Origin of the sequence: Paraflavitalea soli (assembly GCF_003555545.1) — a bacterium.
GTDB classification, from domain to species: Bacteria; Bacteroidota; Bacteroidia; order Chitinophagales; family Chitinophagaceae; genus Paraflavitalea; species Paraflavitalea soli.
Map to the genome: position 1 here is coordinate 2,184,775 of NZ_CP032157.1, position 18,517 is coordinate 2,203,291.

Here is an 18,517-nt window from a genome sequence, read left to right on the forward strand (position 1 = left end):
TGCAAGAATTGCTTTGCGTACAAGTTGAAGTTTCCGAAGTAGAATTTTCCGCGAAATAAATCCGCCTAATGAAAATCCAAAAAGGTCAACTTTTTCATACCCCCAGTACTTTAATGAAAGCTATTATATTTGTATTTAAACGTACTGTCTCTAAACTTGCTGCTAACGGTTAACGCCAAATCGCATGTTGTATGCAGCATTTATTATCATTTTAAAAATTCCTCTTCTGTTATTGCGTTATTTAAGAATACTCCTGTATTATTCCCTGTTGATATAGCGTAAGATACAGCACGAAGAGGATTGGTATTGTCTCCACAAGCGAATATACTATCTACTGTTGTTTTTTGACATGTATCTACTTTGATAAGCCCCTGCTCTGTCAATTCACAGCCCAACAATTCGGGGATTTTACAATGCTGTTCAAAAGGAGGTCTTGAATATATCGCTTTTAATTGAAAAGTTGAATTGTCTGAAAAAATTATTTCTTCAACTACTCCGTCTTTGTGTTTCAATGAGGCAATTTTCCTTTCAACTATTGAAATATTGTGTCTTTTGATTTCATCGGTTTGCGTTTGTGTCAGTTCCGACTTTCCATTGGTAAATATCGTTAAATCCTTTGTCCAGTTACGAATGAGTCGAGCCAAATGAAATGCACCATATCCATTTGCAAAAATCCCAGTTTTTTGATTTTTCACTTCATATCCGTGGCAATACGGACAATGAAGTACTGTAATTCCCCAACATTCAGAAAACCCCTTAATGTTTAGCATTGTGTCTTTTAAGCCTGTTGCAAAAACGAGTTTTTTAGCCGAAAATAATTTTCCAGATTGAGTTGAAATCTCAAAGCCATTATCGGTTTTCGTTCCATTAATGACAAGGTCAGTTAAGAATTTTACTGTGTCGTATTTCAACACTTGATTTTTCGCTTTTTCCGCAATAACGTTTGGTTTTTCTCCGTCTTGCGTAATAAAGTTATGTGAATGAGGTGTTTGCCGGTTGCAAGGCAAACCGCTGTCAATGATTAAAACATTCCTTAATGCCCGTCCCAAAGACATTGCTGCAGAAAGTCCTGCATAGCTTCCGCCAACTATTATTACGTCAAAATTTTTGTTATCTGTCATTTTGTTAAAATTTTAAAATGTTGTTAATGGAAAAGGTAAAGGTAAAATGGAATTTCAAATACATCACCTGGCACTTGCCAACTTCATCTTGATTTTCATCATCACAGAGTCTGGCAGTATTCCAGCTAAAATGGAATTAAACCGGTTTTGAAAGCCTACAATTTTCTTTCCTTTTCCGTGTAGTAAAAGTTTCACTCCTTCAGCAGCCACTGTTTTTACCGGGGTGGGCTTATTGGATTTCACCAAATTGGTTTCCCGCATTTCCGGTGAAACAAAAGCTGTCTCAGTTGTGCCGGGAGCAAGTGTGGTAACCACTACGCCGGTTCCTTCCAGCTCGGCAGCGAGAGTTTCCGAAAATGCCAAGACAAAAGACTTGGTAGCGGAATACACCGACATGTAAGGAAAAGGCAAATAGGCAATCACTGAAGACACGTTCATGATTCTGCCCGACTTTCGGGCTACCATGTCTTTCGCAAATATTTTGGTGAGGATAACCAGGCTACTGACGTTGAGATCAATCATGTTCAACTCTTTTTCCAGTGATGTTTCCAAAAAACTGCCATAGTCGCCAAATCCTGCGTTGTTCACCAAATGAGATACCTGGTAGTTGGCGCTCTTTATATCATCATATAACTGATACGCCTGCTCTGCTTTGCTTAGGTCTTTGGTTATGTAATGTACGACAACCCCATACCTCGAGGATAATTCCTGCTGCATGGCTGCCAATTTATCCTCACTGCGGGCAGTGAGGATTAGATTGTATTTTAAAGCCGCAAGCTGTTGGGCCATTTCGCAACCAATTCCGGACGATGCTCCGGTTATTAAGATGTATTGTTTCATTTTGTTTTGATTTCTTAGATGATTAAATATTTTCAATGGAAGGCGGAATAAGCTTATACATTACCGGCGTTACAATTCTTGAAAGAATGGTTGAACTGATTAATCCACCAATCAACACAATCGCTAATGGAGAGATAAGTGGATTGGGATTCCAGGCAAGTGGAATTAATCCGCAAATGGCAGTTATAGACGTGAGCACAACCGGTAAAAAACGGGTTTCTCCTGCTATCTTAATTGCGCTATCAATGCTATGTCCTTCAGTTCGCAACTGGTTAGTAAAATCAACGAGTAACAGCGAATTTTTGACTTGTATGCCGGACAAACCAATGAAACCAATAATAGAAACCATTGACATCGGATGGCCGGCGATCAATAGCATTATCACACCTCCCAGAATTCCTAATGGAATAATAGATAGTACAATGATGATACCTTTAAACGTCTTAAATTGTAGTAACAGAACTCCAATAAAAAGGAATGTACTTAACAGGATAACTGACAAAAAATTTCCACCCAGTGTATCACCTTCCGATTCCGCTTCACCGGATAGTTTGTAATAGTAGCCAGTCGGCATTTGAAGTTTATCCAGTTGGGGAACAATGTTCTTTAAAACATCATTTGCCAATACACTTTCTTTGGTGAGAGAGGTGATTTTTGCGAAACGAGATTTATTAAAATGATTTATGGCAGTAGGTGATGTTTCAAAAGAGATCGTCGCAATTTGACTAACTAATACAGGACTGCCTTGTATGTTATTTACATACAGATTCTTAAACACATCCAGGTTTGAATATTTCTCCCTGGGAAGTGTTATGACAATATTGCGTGAATCGCCTCTGTCATCTATATAATCACCAACGGTTAATCCCGCTACCGCCAGTCGAACTACTTTATCAATATCGCTTGTAAGCACACCCAGTGTGCGGGCTTTTTCTTTATTTATTTCTATTTTAACATCCGATTTGTAGGTGTTTAATTCATTATTGATGTAAACAGTACCTGGGTTGTTGCGTAAAATGTCCTCCACCTTAAAGGAAAGCTTGCGCAGTGTGTCCGGGTCTTCACCAAAAACCCTTACAACTATATTGGCTTCTATCGGGGGGCCCTGTTCAAAATCTTTTACTTCAATTTTGGCATAAGGGAAATCCTTAAACTTTTCTCTTAGCTGCTTAACTAACTCTACTTTAGAGTCAGGACTTGCCTCATCATCCATCTGTACAAAAATCTGGGCAAAATCGGGCTTTACGTCTTGTTGATGTACATTATAATATATCTGCGGATTTCCTTTACCAACGTTGCTTGTATAATACACAATCTCTTTGTGTTGCTTTAATTCATTTTCCACGAGTTTAGTTACACGATCACTTTCGGGAATATCAGCCTGCAGCGGCATTTTGATATTGATCAGGAACATTGGCTTTTCAGATGTGGGAAAAAGTTTGAATCCTGTTTTTGTAAATAAGAAAAAGGCCAGCGCACTTAGTACTAATGATATTGCAATAGTTGTTTTAGGCCATTTTAAAGCTCGTGGCATAATACCCCGATAACTATAAGTCAGGAATTTTTGCAGTTGCTTAAGGAAAAAATTTCCTTCGCTATGTGTGTGTGTTTTCAGCATCCGGCTTCCAAGGAAAGGAACAAGCGTTAAAGCCACGATCATTGATGCCAATACACTGGTTATAACAGCCATAGGCAGGCTGCGCATAAATTCGCCGGCTGCATCAGGCAGGAAGGCCAGGGGCAAAAATGCAATTACCAAAGTGGCTGTACATCCTACAACTGCTATACCGATTTGTTTTGTGCCTTTCAGAACAGCATCCATTCGTGAATGTCCTTCCCTAAGCCATCTTTCTATATTTTCTACCACAACAATACTGTCATCCACTAACAATCCCAAAGCCACAACAAGTCCAACAATACTTAGCTGATTTAATGAAAACCCAAATAAATTCATTGCTATAAGCCCTAAGGCTAAAGAAAGCGGAATAGAGATCATTACAATGAGCGATGCCCTGAATCCTAAAGGCAATAAGGTAATGACTACTAAAAGAATTGCTAAACCAAAATCAAATCCGAGATGTCCCAAACGTTGTGAAACCATGGTAGCCTGATCAAAAGTTTTGACAAGCCGAATATTAGCAGGCAATCCTTTGGAAAATTCGTCCAATACCGGAAGAAACTCTCCCTGCACTTTCGCAATATTAACATTGTCTTTCATTGCAGCCGTAATCAGTACACAACGATGCCCGTTTACGCGCGTAATGTGGCGGACCATTTCGCTTTTATAACTTACCTCAGCTACATCTTTCAGATAGATGATCTTCCCATTGGCGTTGTAGATGACAGTATTGGCAACATCCTCCACGTTCTTAAGTTTTCCGCTGGTTTTTACATTAAAGATCTTACTCTCCAGGTTAATGCTTCCCCCCGGAATGTCTGCCGCTTCGCTTTGTAAACTACCTGTAACTACGCTAAGCGGGATCTTCAGTTGCGCCAGTTTGTCCAATTGTACATCAACACGGATTTCCTGTTCCGGCATACCGGAATATTTAACTTCTTTGAGGTTTGTTATTTTCTCCAGGCGGGTTTTTAATATATCAGCCTGGTCTCTCAACAGTTTATCGGAAGCGTTATCCGAAACCAAGGCAACCTGTAAAATTTTAACATCGGAAGAAGATATTTTTTCTGTTTTGATCAGGTAGATATCCTTGGGAAGTTCACTGTTTTTCAAAGCATTTATCTCTGTAGAAATTTCCTGGTACTTATTGTTAATATCAACACCATATTTGAATTTCACCTGGATCGCCGCCACACCATCCTCAACTGTGGTAAGCATTTTGTCAATATTCTCCAGTCCGTAGATTTTGTTTTCAATGGGCTTTACCACTTGCTCTTCCATATCTTTAGGACTAGTGCCTGGATATATGACAGTTATGAGATACTCCGGCGGATGTATAGTTGGATCTTCCGAACGGGGCATTGTAAACAAGGTGAGTACACCAACCACTGCAAACAGCAGGAATATAATGAGGGTGAACTGATAGTTTTTAACGGCAAAGTTTGTGATCTTCATATACGTAATTATTACCGAATAATTTTTATTGTAGATTTTTCGTTGAGATAGGCACTATTAGAGATCACGATTTCTTCCACTCCATCAAGTCCACCTTTTAGATACACCTGTTGATTGTCGACCCTTGAAATAGTTACAGGAATTTTCCTGACCTTATTAGCTCCGTCAGGTGTAAATACGAATGCCTTATCGCCATCGGCTTCTACCAACGATCCATATGGGACGACCTTGACATTTTCATTCTGACTGGTAGATATTTCCGCTTTGCCAAACATACCTACTGCCGGCTTTATATCCTTTAATTTCAACTTTAGTTCTACCTGAAAAGAGCCCAGTGTACGATCTGCCACCTGCGACTTACGAAACACGAAAGCCTCAATTTGTTTATCCTCATATCCATCAAGTGTCACAGTTGAGGTTTGCCCCAGGTTAATCATTGCCCATTCCTTGTCTGTAACACCGACTCTCAAAATATAATTATTGTTCCGCTGTGTTTCGTTAATAGCCAGCACCGGCATACCGGGTCCTATTACTTCTCCTTCATTGGCAATTTTCTGGCTTACAAAACCATCAGAAGCCGCATATATTTTTGAATAATGTTCATTAAAGGAAACAGCCTCTTTTGCTTTTTGAGCAATATCCAGGGCTGTTTTGGTGTTTTGCAACTGCTCTAATGTAAAAACACTGTCTTTGTAAAGATTAACGGCCCGATCATGATCACGCTGTGCCTTCTCTACATTTAAACTGGATTGTGATACGCCGGCAGCAATTTCAGTGGAATTGAGCGTAGCGAGCAACTGACCTTTTCGAAAAAACTGACCTTCTTCTATCAACACACTGCTGATTACACCGCCAATCTTGAAAGAATATTTAGCTTCGTTTTCTGTGCTTACGAGCCCTGTAGCACTTATTTTTTGGGGTAATGCCAATGCGGATACAGCAGAGGTCTTTACAGGGATAACATCTGCTACTTCAAATGCTTTTTTTGCCTTGTCTTCATCATGGCAGGAATATAAAATTAATATTGCTGCGGCAAGGAGGAGTAATTGATTTTTTTTCATTATAGTTTTTTTTCTGTTTATTGAATGATGAAGCTGGCATTGGCGCGTTCTATAGCTGCGTGAGCAATCCAGGTATCGAAAAGAGCAATGTTAGCATTCAATTGGGCATCGATTAATTGATTTTGAGCGTCCAATAGTTCAATATATATAGCCATTCCTTCCTTGTATAATTTCAATACATCACCGTAATAGGTTTGAGCGGTTTTTAGTTGTGATTGTGCCGATTTATATTGAGCAATGGCGCTTTGCATATCATTCTGCCGAACTTTGAGCTCGGTAAGCAGTTGTTGTTGCACATAATCTGTCTGAGCCTCTATGGTTTGGCGGTCAGCCAGCGTCTGTTTTATTTTATAAGAATTTTTTCCAAAAGAAAAGAGGTCCCATTCCAGCGAAACGCCCAGGAAATAGTAGCGACTTTGTTTGTTAAATTTCCAATCAAAGGCTTGCGAACCCAGATCTAAATAGGTACCTATCTTAGGGATCAGGTATGATTTTGCAAGACCGTTCAAATTGCTATTAATGTCTTTTGCAATCTTGAGTTTAGTTAACTCTTCCCTGCCGTTTATATTTTCGCTTAGCAGATAATCCTGCCTGGGTAAAGCTATCATCTCATCTAACAGTATGCTATCTGTTAATGGGCGGTTTAGCAAAAAGTTAAAATAATAACGGGCGGATTCTGCTGTTTTGTTTGCTGCAATAAGATCAGCATTCATTTTGGCGACCTCATTATTACTTCGAATAACTGCGGTACGGTTTACTTTGCTATTGTTAAAAAGTGCGGTATTAATTCGCTGACCCTCTTCCACAAGCCGAAGGGATGATTCATAGATCCTAATAGCATTAATAGCTTTTATATATTTGAAGTAAGCTGTTTTAATCTCTTTTACCAATTCACGTTTGTATAGCAGTACTTCTGATTTTTGAAAATCAACCTGTTGCAGTTTAATTCTTTTGTTATAACTAAGCTCTGCGTTCAAAATAGGCAGGCTTGTACGAAATTTTGCATCATAGAAGTTGTCAGGATTCAGCAGAATGCGCTGGTTTTGAAGCTGGGGAAATGAATTACTTCCAGTCAATTGATTTAGCGAAGCGTAAGCCCCATTTAGCAGATCACCCGTTGGAAAATCTATTGTGCGGCCTCCATCAGCTTTCGTGTAAGTAGTTGAGAAGGAAATGTTTGGCAGGAACATACTTTTTGCCTCGTTGAGCGCGTAGACGTTTTTTTCTAACATAAAAGTCTGCTGCTTAATACTTTGGTTGGATGTAAGCCCTTGCTTGATGTACTCATCCAGTTTATTTTGAGCTTTCAATGGATGAACTGAAACAATGGCAAATACCATAAGAAAGAGATAGTGGAGAATTCTGTTTTCAGGCTTCATTTTAATCACTGTTATTTAATTAAACACTGTTCAATAATATTGTAAAAAAAAGCTTAGCTCTTTTCGAGCAAAGCAACAAAACACTCATAACCGTGGTGCATAAGTTCTTCATTTGTCTTGTTCACAAAACTTGTTGTGCGGTCTTTACAGAACAAGGCACAAATTCCGTGAAGTGTTGAAAGTATCATAAATGCTAAATACTCAGTATCCATATCTTTGAACTTGCCCATCTGTTGACAATCTTTAACAACAGCAGTTACCAGACTAATCGCTTCCTGAGCTATCTTAAAACCACCGCTTTCAACTTTTTTAGCGGGTTCTTCAACAATAAACATTAAGTTGTAATAGTCTTTATTTTGTTGTGCAAATTCGATAAAAACGCGCCCCGCTGCTTTCAAACGTTCAAAAGGATTGGCCACTTTTTCCAGGACTTTTAACTGCATGAGCAGCAATTGAAACCCTTCCTTATGTAGCTCATGAAAAATCTCACTTTTATCCTTGAAATAAAAATAGAGTGATCCAGGGCTATAATTAATTTCATTCGCAATATTGCGCATGCTGGTTTGTTCATAGCCTTTTTCGAGAAATATTTTACGGGCGCCATTCAGGATCCGTTTATGCATTTCTTGTTTTTCCTCTTGTTTTCTCTCTGCTATTCCCATCGTTAATTAAATGATAGTGCAAATATATTGAACACTGTTCAATTCTCCAATTATTTTTGGCTTTTATGAGACATTTGGTATTTACCAGTGACCGTGAAACCGGCGTGATATTAATTCAAAAGGTTGTCTCTGAACTTATTGGGCGTAAGTCCTGCCTCTTTTTTAAATAACCATCATCGGGGCTACCCATGCTGGCTTCGAAAACAGGTTGTACCGGGTACACGGCGGATTCTTATACTGCCCCCCCAAACCATGCTCCAACCCAAAACAGCGTTATATGTTATCGAAACGAATGGTAGCGGCTAACCGCGAAGCGGCTATTCCGTGCAAATCGGTGAAATCTGTAAGTCATCTAAAAAACGCCAACACGCTTGTCGTAGATCAAATTCAAATCGCTACCTGCTTGATCCAAAACAAGTAAAACGCCAAATCCCCATTCCCTACATCTGCGCACAAACACCTTTACGTAGGTGAGTTATATGAAGAACCCCTCACGCAACAACCAACGGCCTGCAGGCCATTATACCAGTCTTAGAATCACCCGCCCGCTGGAAAACCAGGTTGATCACCCCACCGGCGAACATGCCATGATAGAAACCTACATCCTGAAAGAGATCCATGAGGAGATTGAAAGCCTTCCCGGCCCCTGCAAAGAACTGTTTAAACTCATTTTTTTTCATGATATGAATACCGCCGAAGCGGCGGTAACACTGAATATCCCCTATAAAACTGCATTGAAGCACCAGCAGCAGGCACTTTCGGTCCTGCGTTTTACGGTGCTTAAACAATGCCTGGTCTATCAACCGGAAACAGCGTCAGCCCATTGAGCAGGGGCATCTGTAAAATATCCGGGTGCGCATCTCTGATATCATACGGTACTGTACGGCAATGTACCGGCCGGCATCCTTATACAGCCAGTTGAACAGTAGCTGTACAGTACCGTTTTTACAACCCGGCCAACTGCACATTAAAAACAAAACCAACTCCATACACATTGGTGATACTAATGGAGTTCGACTTGTTCAGGTGTTTTCTGAGACGGGAGATGAACACATCCAGGCTTCTGCCCAGGAAATAGTCATTCTCTCCCCACAACCGGGTTAGTATTTCTTCCCGCTTTAAAATCCTGTTTTCGTTATTGAACAAGAATTCCAGCAACTCTGATTCCCTGGGCGTCAGTATGATGGCAGGATGGTTGCCAATGATCAGCCTCAGGGAATCTTTTTGAAATTGCACATCCCCGCGCTCTATCATAGTCCGGCTCGTTACTTCCTGGTTACCGGTATTGCGCTTAATGATATTCCTGATGCGCAACACCAGTTCATCGATGTCGAAAGGTTTTGTGATATAATCATCTGCCCCCAGCTTCAACCCATGCAACCGGTCCGAGCGCTCATTCCGCGCGGTTAAAAATAAAAAGGGCACCTGCGGGTTGATGTTGATCACCCTGATCGCCAGCTCAAAACCATCCATCTCCGGCATCGATACATCGATGAGCAGGATGTCATATCTCCCCTGCCCTGCCTGGAACTTTGCCAATGCCGATTTTCCATCCCGGGCCCAATCAACTGTAAACTCCATGATCTCCAGGTATTGTTTTACCACATTACCCAGGTCCACCTCATCTTCTACCAGCAATATTTTTGGCTTCATAGAAATTCCTTTAAATTTTTCACGCCAATGGCATCGTGATCGTAAATACACTGCCTCCCCCTCCCCTGCTGTCCACTTCAATTTTCCAATGGTGCGCATCAATAGCCTGTTTGGCATAATACAATCCCAGGCCCAGCCCTTTCACCTCCCCATTCAATACCTGCGTGTCGCGGTAAAACTTATCAAACAAATGCGCCCGCGTCTTGTCTGTCATACCAATACCATTGTCCTCGATCGTGATCCATATATTTCTTTTGTCGCTCTGCGTGGTGACGATGATCTCTTTCCCTTCACGCCGGTTGTACTTGATGGCATTGTCGAAGATATTCAGCAGCACTGTTGTGCACCAAAAGGGATCCAGCAATACCTCATCCCTCGTGGCATTTTTATTAAGGGTAAGTTCCACCGGCGCACCCGCCAGCTTAAGTTTATAATCGAGCAATACCTCCTCCAGCAAATGATGCAGGGAATGAACTTCCTTCTTCAGGGAGATGCCGCTCATGCTCGTGATATCCAATACCTGGCTAAACAGTGTCCTTATTCTCTCCGACTGCCGTTGGATCACCTCCGTAAGCGGCTGTACCGTCTCCCGGTTTACGGGCATCTTATCATTCTGCAGGGTCTTGTTGGCAACAATGATGGCAGCCAGCGGCGTATGGAATTCATGGGTAATGCTGTTGATGAAGTCCGATTTCATTTCGGATAATTTCTTTTGCCGTATCCAGTTGCGCAGGGTGATGAAGAACAACAATACCACCGCCAGTACCGACAATACCGACAAGGCAAAAGTGGGCATCATTTGCCGTAAAATGACCATCTTCCGGTTGCGCGTATCCACATAAAAGCTATAGGAAATGCGATAGGTTCTTTCGGATACACCACCAATAGATACCGTTACGATCTTATTGTTCTCATTGGGATTGGCCAGGTCACCACCCAGCCACAAGCCCGAATAATGCTGCAGGGAATCATTGATGCCGGGGTAATGATGCTCCTTATCATAGAAAGGAATGAAATTACGTTTACCAAAACTGATCTCCAGGATATCGATGGACACCCGGTAAGCCAGGTCGGTTTTGATATGGTACCGTTGGCGGGCCAGCTCCAGTACGCTGTCTACATTCTCTGCTTTGTGCAACACCTTCACCGTACTATCAAGCAGGTATTGGGTGTATTCCGGAAAACCGTTGCCGCCTGCCTTATACAGTTGTTCCAGCTTGTCAAAATTCTTATAGATGGCGCTGTCCAGTATCCGGGCGCCGCCGGGAAAGATGAGGTCCGACTGTACGCTGGTGCCATATTCCTTCTTGATCAGGTCTTTCTCCTGCAGGTAAAACTGCTTGTTCTTGAGCTCATAGGTATTGTACACCAGAAAGAACTGCACAGCCGACAGGATGAGAAAGCTGACCACTGCAATGGCCTTATGGATGGTGATCGTGTATTTCATTGAGCAGGGGTAAGCATTAAAGATAATATGTATCCGCCTGCTTTGTACGATCGTTTAATATCCGTTAACAATTCGTTTGACTTCTGTTGACAGGCTTCAGCAATAAGGTCGGGTAATTTAGCTGTTCCCGATACCTTATACCATGTAGTGTGCTTATAACGTCGCTTAAGTACACTGCATGGATCTTTTTAAACCTGTAGCAATATGCCAAGACATTTTTCCATCCGCACCCTGTTTTCCCTGTTCGTTTTATTATCCGTACCCTTTACCCAGCTGTATTCACAAACTGCCGCTCCGCTCACCGTTCCCGGTAAGATGGACTGGTGGCGCAAGGCACGCCTCGGCATGTTCATTCATTGGGGCGTGTATGCGGTGCCCGCCGGCCAGTACAAAGACCAGGAGATCGGTGGACTGGGCGAATGGATCATGCACGATGCCAGCATTCCGCGCCGTGATTATGAGCAGTACGCCAAACAGTTTAACCCGGTGAAATATGATGCGGAAGCCTGGGTGCGCATGGCCAAAGAAGCCGGCATGAAATACATCGTGATCACGGCCAAACACCATGATGGCTTTGCCTTGTTCGATTCAAAGGCCAGCGACTGGAACGTAGTGAAAGCCACGCCTTACGGCAAGGACCTGCTGAAACCCTTGGTGGAAGCCTGCCGCCGGCAAGGGATGAAACTGGGCTTTTATTATTCCCAGGCCAATGACTGGTTCAACCCCGGCGGCGCTGCAGCCCGCGGCCATTGGGACCCTACGCAGCAAGGAAGCATGGATGAATACATTGAGCAGGTAGCAGCGCCCCAGGTACGCGAGCTATTAACCCAATATGGCGATGTGGTGGAACTCTGGTGGGATGTGCCGACGGATATGAACCGGCAGCGGGCCGATAAGCTGGCCGCGCTGCTGTCCCTCCAACCGGGCATTATTACCAACGACCGGCTGGGAGGCCATTACAATGGAGACATCACTACACCGGAACAATATATACCGGCCACCGGCATCGCGGGGCGCGACTGGGAAACCTGCATGACGATGAATGATACCTGGGGTTTCAAGACAAACGACAACAACTGGAAAAGCGCTGCCACGCTGATCCGCAACCTGGTAGACATTGCCTCCAAAGGCGGCAATTACCTGCTCAATGTGGGACCAACGGCCGAAGGAGAATTTCCCCGGCCGATCGTGGAACGACTGCAAGCCATTGGTAAATGGACAGCTGTCAATGGAGAAGCTATCTATGGCACTACCGCCAGCCCCTTCCACCAATTACCCTGGGGCCGCGCCACCCAACGAAAAGAGGGAAAAGAAACTACGCTTTACCTGCATGTATTTGCCTGGCCCAAAGGCGGCCAACTGCTGGTGCCGGGATTGGCCGGAGCGTTCAGCTCAGCCCGGCTTTTATCGAATGGCAAGACCCTCACCTGCAAAACAACCGCAGACGGCCTCGTGATCGATGTGCCCCTTACGGCTCCTGATCCGGTTGCTGCAGTTATTGCGCTCCATACAACAGCGCCACTCGATATACGCCCCTTTGCCATCCGGCAGGCGGCCAATGGCGCCCTGGTACTGGAACCGGAACTGGCCACCATTCACAATAAGGAAGGCGAAGCATCGGCCATGACGGAAGGTGATTGGGATGCCCGCAATATCGGCTACTGGACAAGCCCGTACAGCTGGATATCATGGGAAGTGGAGATCAGCAAGCCCGGCACGTATAGCATCACAGCCCTGGCAGGTGTACCGGCATATGGCAATGCGCTGACCATCGAAATAGGCGGACAAACCATTGCTGCCACCATGGACCGGACAGGCAGTTACCACCAATACCGGGAAATGACCCTGGGCAAAGTGACGATTGAAAAAGCAGGCAAATACACCATCGCCCTGCGCCCAACGGCCAGCAAATGGGAAGCGATCAACCTAAGGCACATCATATTGCAGTAACCCTTTGCTGGTGGGTCGCCCTCAAAGGGCGGCTCACCAGCAAAGGCACTCAGGGAGACAACTTAAGTAAACAACTGATTCTTATACACCAAAACTCAAGACTGCTTATGAACACGTATCACCACGTATTCAAAAGGATCAAACCCATCCTTTTGTTTTGCTTATTGCTGGGAGTTGTCACCGGCTCCTATGCACAATCGGGTGAGATCTTTGTAAAAGGGACTGTGCGTTCCGATACCGCTGTACTCGAAGGGGTGACGATTGCTGTAAAGAATTCCCCGGCAGTAGCGGCACGTACCGACGCCAAAGGCAATTACCTCATCAAGGTGCCTTCCAATGGAACACTGTTGTTTTCTTTTGTTGGTTTTACCACCCAGGAAGTAGATGTAAAAGGCGAACCCGTGGTGAATGTAGTACTGAAAGGCAGTGAGAAAGCCATGGAAGAAGTAGCCGTAGTGGCTTATGGTACGCAAAAGAAGAAAAGTATGGTGGGCGCTGTCACTACCATCAATCCCAAAGAACTGAAAGGCCCCACCAGCAACCTGACGACGATGCTGGCGGGCAAGATCTCCGGCATCATTGCTTACCAGCGCTCCGGGGAGCCCGGCAGGGACAATGCCAGCTTCTTCATCCGCGGCGTCACCACGTTCGGCGCGGGCAAAGTGGATCCGTTGATCCTGATCGACAATATGGAATCCACCACCAATGACCTGGCCCGTTTGCAGCCCGATGATATTTCGGGCTTCTCTGTGTTGAAGGACGCTACAGCCGCCTCTCTGTATGGCGCCCGGGGCGCCAATGGGGTGATCCTCGTCACTACCAGGATCGGTGCAGAAGGCGCCACCAAATTCAGTGCGCGGATGGAAAACTCCACCTCGGGCAACACCAAAAACTTTCGTTTTGCCGACAATATCACTTACATGAAACAGGCCAATGAGGCGCTGGTAACACGCTATCCCTTACAGGCGCCCCTGTATTCACAGGAAAAGATCGCACAAACGGAAGCAGGCGCCAATCCTTACCTGTATCCCAGCAATAACTGGCTGAAGATGCTGATCAAGGACTATACAAATAACCAACGATACAACCTCAACATGAGTGGCGGCGGCAAGATCGCCCAATACTATGTTTCCGGCACGTACAATATCGACAATGGCGTACTGAAAGAAAACGGGTTGAACAATTTCAACAGCAATATCAAACTGCGCAGCTACCAGATACGCTCCAATGTGACCATCAATGCTACTCCTACCACCCTGGTCAATATCAGGGTATCCGGACAGTTCGATGATTACAATGGGCCCGTAGGCGGCGGGGGCAATATCTTCAACCAGGCATTGATGAGCAACCCCGTGCAGTTTGCAGCAGTATATCCATCGGAGTACCTGCCACGTTTGAACCATCCGCTTTTTGGCAGTATGCTGGATGGCAATGGTATCCGGTACAATAATCCGTATGCCAACATGGTATCGGGGTACGAGCAATCCAATACTTCTACCATGACTGCGCAGCTGGACATTAAACAAAACCTCAGCTTTATAACCAGTGGCCTCTCTGCCAGGCTGATGACCTTTACCCAGCGTTATGCATCCTTCAGCCTTACCCGTGCCTACGCTCCGTTTTACTATTCATTATCCTATTCGCCGGATGGAAAAACACCCCTGCTTTCACCTGTCAATACAAATGGTACAGAATACCTGAGCTATATTCCCGGCGCCAAGATCCTCAACACCGTCAGTTACCTCGAAGCAGCCGTGAATTATGTAAAGGGTTTTGGCGATCATGATATATCAGGTATGTTGATCACCACCATGCGCAATTACCTCACTGCCAATTCAACCATAGGTGATCTGCAACAGTCCTTGCCCAATCGTAACCAGGGCCTGTCGGGCAGGTTTACCTATGCCTATGACAACCGGTACATGGCCGAGTTCAACTTTGGCTACAATGGGTCTGAACGTTTCTCCAAGAACAACCGCCTGGGCTTTTTTCCTTCCGGTGGACTGGGCTGGAATGTACACAATGAAAAGTTCTTCGATCCCATCGCCCATATCCTGCCTTACCTGAAACTGCGCGTCACCTACGGCCTGGTAGGTAATGACCAGATCGGCAGTGCCAATGACCGCTTCTTCTACCTCTCACGGGTATTAATGAACGACCCGAAAAAAAGCGCTGTGTTTGGAGAAAACTTCGGCACCGCTTTAGACGGTGTAACCGTACAACGGTATGCCAATTCCGCCATCACCTGGGAGAAGTCGTACAAGACCAATATCGGCATGGACCTGCAGTTCATCAATGGATTCAACCTTACCGTGGATATATACCGCGAGCACCGGAAGAATATCCTCATGAACAGGGCCTTTATTCCTGCATCGATGGGATTGGCAGCGAACATTCAGGCCAATGTAGGTGAGGCAGAAGGCAAAGGCATCGACCTGCAAATGGATTACAACAAGTCCTTCAGCAATGGCGTATGGCTGCAATTGCGCGGCAACTTCACCTATGCCCATAGCAAACTGCTGGTGAATGAAGAGCCCAACTACCCCACCTCCTGGAGCAGTAAGGTGGGTTATCCGCTTTCACAAAGATGGGGACTGATCGCAGAAAGATTATTTGTAGACGACAAGGAAGTAAAGAATTCGCCCTTGCAGGATTTTGGACTGGTAAGCGGTGGTGATATCAAATACCTGGATGTAGATGGCAATAATATCATTGATGGCAATGGCGACCAGGTGCCGATCGGTTATCCTGAAACTCCGGAGATCGTGTATGGCGGAGGTTTCTCTGTAGGTTATAAAGGTTTTGACTTCAGTGCTTTTGTACAAGGCTCTGCACGTTCTTCCATCTTTATCGACAACAATGCTATCCAGCCCTTCAAACGCGATGACTTTGGTCTGGGTCTTGAAAGCGGCCTGCTCAAGGTTATTGCCGAAGACCATTGGTCTGAAAGCAACCGGAATATCTATGCTTTCTGGCCAAGGCTGAGTGACCGCACCATTCAGAACAATGCCTGGACCTCTACCTGGTGGATGCGCAATGGCGCTTTCCTGCGCCTGAAGACTGTGGAAGTAGGTTATACCTGCGCTCCTGCCCTGTTGAAGCGCTTCAAAATGTCCAACGCCAGGTTTTACCTCAATGGCAACAACCTGTTTGTGATCAGCAGCTTTAAACTATGGGATCCCGAAATGGGCAGCAATGGGCTGGCCTATCCCGTACAAAGGGTATTCAATGTGGGCGTCAACCTCAGTTTCTAATGAAAGCGGCAGGGTGGATCGCCCTTAAAGGGTGGGGCGCCCTTAAAGAGTGGGTCGCCTTGTTCGGGTGGGTCGCCCTCAAAGGGTGGGTCGCCCGAACAAGAGTATCCTGCGGACCCCATTTAAAGTGTATCTAACTAAACAAAACGCAATGCAACACCATCATCATAAAAAACGTTTTTCCCTGCTGGCCCTGTTACTGGCAGGGATAGCCAGCCTTAGCTCCTGCGAGAAGTTTATCGATGTAGTGCCGGACAATGTGCCCACCATCGACAATGCTTTCAGTATCCGTACGGAAGCCGAAAAATACCTGTTCACCTGTTATTCTTACCTGCCTGCTGAAGGAAATTATGGCGGCAACCCGGCTTATGGCGCGGGCGACGAGACCTGGCAGGACGAGAGCTTTAAAACGATCGATGCCTCTCCCATGCAGATCGCCCTGGGATTGCAAACTGCGGGCAGTCCGCTGATGGCTTACTGGCAGCCCATGTATGCCGGCATTCGCGACTGCAATATCTTCCTGGAGAATGTAGACAAAGTGGTGGACCTGGAACCCTATATGCATTCCCGCTGGATCGGGGAAGTGATTTTCCTGAAAGCCTACTATCATTGGCAGCTGCTAAAGCTGTATGGCCCCATCCATATTGTAGATAAGAACCTGCCTACGGATGTGAGCGCAGACCAAGTGAAGATACCCCGCATGCCGGTCGATACAGTAGTCAATTATATTGCAGGCCTGCTGGATTCAGCAGCCAGATTATTACCGCCCACCATACAGGCCCGGACCACCGAACTGGGCCGTATCACAGCCCCTATTGCACTGGCCGTAAAAGCACGCCTGCTGGTAACAGCTGCCAGCCCGCTGTTTAATGGCAATGCAGACTATACCGGTTTCAAGAACCAGGACGGCACCCTGCTGTTCAATACCACCTACAACAAACAGAAATGGGTGCGGGCGGCTGCCGCTTGTAAAGCAGCCATCGACGCCGCCCATGCGGCAGGCATTCAATTGTACAAATTCAACAACAGTATCGCCAACCTGTCCGATGCCATGAAGATCGAAATGAGCATTCGCAATGCGGTATGTGAGAAATGGAATGAGGAACTGATCTGGGGTTCCTCCAACAGCCGGACAGACCAATACATGCAGCGCCTCGCCTGCCCGAAGCTCGATCCCGCACGCCTCGGCAACCAGGATCCCCTCGGACAAATGGCGCCCACCCTGAAGATCGTAGAGCAATTCTATTCTAAAAACGGCGTACCGATCGAGGAAGACAAGACTTATGATTATGCCAATCGTTATACCCTGCGTACCGTAGCTCCGGAAGAAGGAGAAAAGATGCAGGTAGGTTATGAGACTGCCGTACTGAACTTCGACCGGGAGCCCCGTTTCTATGCAGACGTTGCTTTTGATGGCGCCAAATGGTACATGCAGAATGGCACCTGGAATATACAATCCCGCTGGGGACAAAACCAGTCGCAGAAGAACGTGTTTGGTTTTTCCGTTACCGGCTACTTCACCAAGAAGATCGTGAGCTGGAAGTTTGTGATCAATGAAGGCCAAAGCACTTCCACAGAAGAATATCCCTTTCCGATATTCCGCCTGGCCGATCTCTACCTGCTGTATGCAGAAGCATTGAATGAAGCGGAAGGTCCGGCCAATGCAGACATCCTCACCTATGTGAACCTGATACGCGCCAGAGCGGGTCTCAAAAGCGTACAGGAAGCCTGGGGCCAATTCTCCAACAACCCTTCCAAATACACCAGTCAGGAAGGGCTGCGGGCCATCATCCAACAGGAAAGGCTGATCGAAATGGGTTTTGAAGCCAGCCGCTTCTGGGACCTGCGCCGCTGGAAACGGGCCATTGAAGAACAGAATAAGCCCGTACAGGGCTGGGACATTGCCCAGGCAGCACCTGCCGCTTATTACCGGGTTAAAACCCTGTGGGACCAACGGTTCCAGGTACGGGATTACCTCTGGCCCATCAAGAGCGGCGATATCCTGGTGAACCCTAAACTGGTACAAAATCCTGGTTGGTAATATGATTATTAATTAATGATTATTGATTACTACTAC

The 18,517-nt window shown here is 45.4% G+C and carries 12 protein-coding genes; 4 read left to right on the plus strand and 8 right to left on the minus strand.

The genetic code is table 11. The features are described from left to right. Positions 1 to 206: 206 nt before the first annotated feature. The 6 genes from D3H65_RS08065 to D3H65_RS08090 all read right to left on the minus strand — a co-directional run bounded on the left by D3H65_RS08065 (position 207) and on the right by D3H65_RS08090 (position 8,136). Positions 207 to 1,121, minus strand: coding sequence for an NAD(P)/FAD-dependent oxidoreductase (locus D3H65_RS08065; protein WP_119049826.1), 915 nt, complete (start codon positions 1,119 to 1,121; stop codon positions 207 to 209). Between the two features lie 63 nt (positions 1,122 to 1,184). Then, positions 1,185 to 1,961, minus strand: a complete 777-nt coding sequence (locus D3H65_RS08070; protein WP_119049827.1) for an SDR family NAD(P)-dependent oxidoreductase — start codon at positions 1,959 to 1,961, stop codon at positions 1,185 to 1,187. A gap of 22 nt (positions 1,962 to 1,983) precedes the next feature. Beyond that, complete coding sequence (locus tag D3H65_RS08075) at positions 1,984 to 5,034, minus strand: efflux RND transporter permease subunit (RefSeq protein ID WP_119049828.1); 3,051 nt, start codon at positions 5,032 to 5,034, stop codon at positions 1,984 to 1,986. Positions 5,035 to 5,045: 11 nt separating this feature from the next. Then, positions 5,046 to 6,095: an efflux RND transporter periplasmic adaptor subunit gene (locus D3H65_RS08080; RefSeq protein ID WP_119049829.1), complete on the minus strand. Its 1,050-nt coding sequence runs from the start codon at positions 6,093 to 6,095 to the stop codon at positions 5,046 to 5,048. A 17-nt stretch (positions 6,096 to 6,112) separates the two neighbouring features. Next, positions 6,113 to 7,474 (minus strand): TolC family protein, encoded by a 1,362-nt coding sequence (locus tag D3H65_RS08085; protein WP_119049830.1) that lies wholly within the window; start codon positions 7,472 to 7,474, stop codon positions 6,113 to 6,115. A 53-nt stretch (positions 7,475 to 7,527) separates the two neighbouring features. Next, positions 7,528 to 8,136, minus strand: coding sequence for a TetR/AcrR family transcriptional regulator (locus D3H65_RS08090; protein ID WP_119049831.1), 609 nt, complete (start codon positions 8,134 to 8,136; stop codon positions 7,528 to 7,530). A 479-nt stretch (positions 8,137 to 8,615) separates the two neighbouring features. Between D3H65_RS08090 and D3H65_RS08095 the strand changes: the two genes are divergently transcribed. Then, positions 8,616 to 8,963 carry an RNA polymerase sigma factor gene (locus D3H65_RS08095; protein ID WP_119049832.1) on the plus strand — a complete coding sequence of 116 codons (348 nt, stop codon included), beginning with the start codon at positions 8,616 to 8,618 and terminating at the stop codon, positions 8,961 to 8,963. A 118-nt stretch (positions 8,964 to 9,081) separates the two neighbouring features. Here D3H65_RS08095 and D3H65_RS08100 read toward each other — a convergent pair whose 3' ends face one another. Beyond that, positions 9,082 to 9,789 carry a response regulator transcription factor gene (locus D3H65_RS08100; protein ID WP_119049833.1) on the minus strand — a complete coding sequence of 236 codons (708 nt, stop codon included), beginning with the start codon at positions 9,787 to 9,789 and terminating at the stop codon, positions 9,082 to 9,084. Between the two features lie 19 nt (positions 9,790 to 9,808). Continuing rightward, positions 9,809 to 11,236, minus strand: coding sequence for a sensor histidine kinase (locus tag D3H65_RS08105; protein ID WP_119049834.1), 1,428 nt, complete (start codon positions 11,234 to 11,236; stop codon positions 9,809 to 9,811). Between the two features lie 204 nt (positions 11,237 to 11,440). On the opposite strand from D3H65_RS08105, the gene D3H65_RS08110 reads away from it, so the two are divergent. The 3 genes from D3H65_RS08110 (at position 11,441) to D3H65_RS08120 (ending at position 18,481) form a co-directional block, all read left to right on the plus strand. After that, on the plus strand, positions 11,441 to 13,186 hold the full coding sequence (locus D3H65_RS08110) for an alpha-L-fucosidase (protein ID WP_119049835.1): 1,746 nt from the start codon (positions 11,441 to 11,443) through the stop codon (positions 13,184 to 13,186). Positions 13,187 to 13,293: 107 nt separating this feature from the next. After that, on the plus strand, positions 13,294 to 16,440 hold the full coding sequence (locus D3H65_RS08115; protein WP_119049836.1) for a SusC/RagA family TonB-linked outer membrane protein: 3,147 nt from the start codon (positions 13,294 to 13,296) through the stop codon (positions 16,438 to 16,440). Between the two features lie 151 nt (positions 16,441 to 16,591). Continuing rightward, a complete protein-coding gene (locus tag D3H65_RS08120) occupies positions 16,592 to 18,481 on the plus strand; it encodes a RagB/SusD family nutrient uptake outer membrane protein (protein WP_119049837.1) in 1,890 nt (629 codons plus the stop codon). Positions 18,482 to 18,517: the final 36 nt, after the last annotated feature.

Bases quoted from the DNA above. Each gene is read 5' to 3' on its own strand.
- D3H65_RS08095 (WP_119049832.1), top strand. From the start codon at position 8,616: ATGAAGAACCCCTCACGCAACAACCAACGGCCTGCAGGCCATTATACC.
- D3H65_RS08065 (WP_119049826.1), bottom strand. From the start codon at position 1,121: ATGACAGATAACAAAAATTTTGACGTAATAATAGTTGGCGGAAGCTAT.
- D3H65_RS08110 (WP_119049835.1), top strand. From the start codon at position 11,441: ATGCCAAGACATTTTTCCATCCGCACCCTGTTTTCCCTGTTCGTTTTA.
- D3H65_RS08085 (WP_119049830.1), bottom strand. From the start codon at position 7,474: ATGAAGCCTGAAAACAGAATTCTCCACTATCTCTTTCTTATGGTATTT.
- D3H65_RS08105 (WP_119049834.1), bottom strand. From the start codon at position 11,236: ATGAAATACACGATCACCATCCATAAGGCCATTGCAGTGGTCAGCTTT.
- D3H65_RS08100 (WP_119049833.1), bottom strand. From the start codon at position 9,789: ATGAAGCCAAAAATATTGCTGGTAGAAGATGAGGTGGACCTGGGTAAT.
- D3H65_RS08075 (WP_119049828.1), bottom strand. From the start codon at position 5,034: ATGAAGATCACAAACTTTGCCGTTAAAAACTATCAGTTCACCCTCATT.
- D3H65_RS08120 (WP_119049837.1), top strand. From the start codon at position 16,592: ATGCAACACCATCATCATAAAAAACGTTTTTCCCTGCTGGCCCTGTTA.
- D3H65_RS08090 (WP_119049831.1), bottom strand. From the start codon at position 8,136: ATGGGAATAGCAGAGAGAAAACAAGAGGAAAAACAAGAAATGCATAAA.
- D3H65_RS08115 (WP_119049836.1), top strand. From the start codon at position 13,294: ATGAACACGTATCACCACGTATTCAAAAGGATCAAACCCATCCTTTTG.
- D3H65_RS08080 (WP_119049829.1), bottom strand. From the start codon at position 6,095: ATGAAAAAAAATCAATTACTCCTCCTTGCCGCAGCAATATTAATTTTA.
- D3H65_RS08070 (WP_119049827.1), bottom strand. From the start codon at position 1,961: ATGAAACAATACATCTTAATAACCGGAGCATCGTCCGGAATTGGTTGC.